We start from the raw sequence: 1961 nt of genomic DNA, 5'->3' as shown, positions 1-1961 counted from the left end.
TTTTTTGCTTGACTTTTTTAAGGTTTTGCTAAAAATAGATACCTAAACCAAAAATTAGCTTATTTGCCTCTTACATTATATTGTTGATTTTTCCGTATTTTATTATTTCCGTTATATTTAATACCCGTACTTGTTTGTATGGGTATTTTTTTCATATTAGCAAAAGTTAATATATTATTTTGTAGGCTTATGCTTAATTATCAACACTTTAGAGCATTTTGTAAAATAGCTGCAATAAAAAAACCCTAACCAATAGGTTAGGGTTCACACAACTATATGAGTTTATCAAATAAAGAATAGTATGGTCTAAAAATCACAAACGAAAAGGCTTAATTAATGAAATCAAAGTAAGAAAATCGGTAATAAAAGCGGAGTAGTACCCCGCTTAACAAGACTAACTATAACTAATTAACTATCTTCGGTATTATCCATGAAAGGACTACAACTATGAGGAATTAAAGCTGGCAACCTCTTGCGAGGTAACCAGTGCCAGTTCCTTATAAAGATAAGTATAACTATGAGTGTCGCTCTTACTATTTAGTTATATTTTTTCTTATCTTTGTATATTTATTATATCAAACAATCGATTAAAATCAACGTTAAAATTATCATTTTGTTACCAGTTTTTGGCATTCTATTAGCATTTCTTTTTATTTATAACACTTTTTTCGTTTTGTATTATAATAATTTACAGTTACTTACATTTTGTAGTACTGCTTTTTTAACAAATAGACAATTATCAAGGTCACAACTATGACGTTAATGGATTTTTTATTGAAATTAAATAAATATCCGAAAGAGATAGCTAATCGCGATCTTAATTGGTATTTAATGGAACCTGATAAGTTCGATAAAATGGTAAGGGAGAAATTATTGAACTTATACAATGGAAACGAAAAAATGCTATTTAGAGCATTCGAAAAATGCAATTTTAGCACTGCGTCTAAGTATCGTAATTTTAAAGCAGCTAGATTTTTAAGTTTTTGCGATTGTTATGGTTACCATTATGATAGTTTAATGCTGGATAATAAATATGATCCAGATAAACCTATTAATCCTTATATCACTTACAATCCCAATGTTTTCACAGTAGGACCTTATATTTCTTTAACTAAAGAGCAGGTTCAAGAGTTTTACTCTGATTTAAAAGATGGGTTCAGCTGCACTTATGAGGAATTAGGAGATGAACTTAGATATACAGCTCACTCTGTAAAAGCAAATATGAGTATCATTGAACGTACGACTGTGGATTTTTTTAATCGCATATGCTTAAGATATGGCTTAAGAACTGAAAATTATAAAGAGTTCTTTGAGTATTGCGAGGAGAAAGGCTGGGTAAAACGTCCTAATGGAGTTCATCATAATTTTAACGAGTTTATGAGCCAGTCTAGTGAAGTCAATGCGATTTATGAGAATTCAGAATTATTACCATATAGTGAAGATACTGATTTTTTAGATAATGAAGACGGATTTAACTTTGAGTATGAAATCAAAGGCGTTAGTAAAACTGCTTATTTTGTTAATATGGATCAGTTGCCTCCTAAAAGCATAATTGAAGTTAAAATTACTGATGATAGTTTTCAACCAAATTTAAGACCTGGCGATAGAATAGGTATCTATAAAACTAATAAATTTTTACATAATGGATATTACTATATAACTGAAAATAAAAAATTAAACGTTTTCTCCACCGTACAGTTAATAGGCTTAATTAAACAAGATGATGGATCATTTATAGTCCTAACAGGCAACCCGTTCTTAAAAGAAGTTAGGATGACCGCTGATGAGTTCAGTATTGTGGGTTGCGTTATTTATAAAAATAGTAGAATTTAATTTTTTTTTACACTTTCTATTACCTCTTATCGATTGATAAGAGGTTTTTTTATTTATTTTTATATATTTTTCTCATTTTGTTAAATATTTTCATCATTTGCTCAACTCTTTTTACTACTTGTTTATCA

Annotated in this window: 1 protein-coding gene; it reads left to right on the top strand. The window is 28.8% G+C overall.

Annotation, left to right across the window (positions count from 1 at the left end; all coding sequences use genetic code 11):
• Nucleotides 1-753 precede the first annotated feature (753 nt).
• On the top strand, nucleotides 754-1833 hold the full coding sequence (locus CKF58_RS08150; RefSeq protein WP_119532756.1) for a S24 family peptidase: 1080 nt from the start codon (nucleotides 754-756) through the stop codon (nucleotides 1831-1833).
• Nucleotides 1834-1961 lie beyond the last annotated feature (128 nt).

The sequence above is a fragment of the Psittacicella hinzii genome (genome assembly GCF_003585935.1).
GTDB lineage: Bacteria > Pseudomonadota > Gammaproteobacteria > Enterobacterales > Psittacicellaceae > Psittacicella > Psittacicella hinzii.
This window is presented reverse-complemented; position numbering and strand designations above follow the sequence as displayed.

What these genes read in the sequence shown, in the direction of transcription:
- CKF58_RS08150 (WP_119532756.1), top strand. Translation starts at nt 754, where the DNA reads ATGACGTTAATGGATTTTTTATTGAAATTAAATAAATATCCGAAAGAG.